The following is a 435-nucleotide window of genomic DNA, read 5'->3' as shown; positions in this document are numbered from 1 at the left end:
GTAGTTAATCATTTGCGTAATATCCATACCGATTGCATTGCTCTTCGAATGGAATTCTAAGCAAAGGATGCCGTCACCTAAATCAATTAAGCTCGCTCCGCTATTTTTCTTTAATACGCCATTTTTCGCTTTTAATTGCTTAAGAGAAATTGCCTTTTTATTACGTTCGATTAGCTTATATTCGCCATTATCGTAATAGTAGCTATCTCCGTTATCATGTTTGTAGAAAGTAGTGAAACCTTTCTCTAACATTTCTTTCACCCAAGTCGGAACAACTACGCCGTTTTCTTCCATCTTTTGAACGGACTTTTCAACGCCGATTGCATCCCAAACTTCAAACGGTCCTTGCTCCCAGCCGAAGCCCCACTTCATCGCTTGGTCAATTGCAACGATATCGTCAGCAATTTCTTTATGCAGTTTTGCAGAGTATAAAAG

The 435-nt window shown here is 39.3% G+C and carries 1 protein-coding gene; it reads right to left on the bottom strand.

Annotation, left to right across the window (positions count from 1 at the left end):
• On the bottom strand, positions 1-435 hold a 435-nt coding region (locus CRU95_RS16215), incomplete at both ends, for a hypothetical protein (RefSeq protein ID WP_258238755.1).

The sequence above is a fragment of the Arcobacter sp. F2176 genome (genome assembly GCF_004116465.1).
GTDB lineage: Bacteria > Campylobacterota > Campylobacteria > Campylobacterales > Arcobacteraceae > Arcobacter > Arcobacter siniprincipis.
The sequence above is the reverse complement of the archived record's forward strand: the minus strand, read 5'-3'. Positions and strand labels throughout refer to the sequence as shown.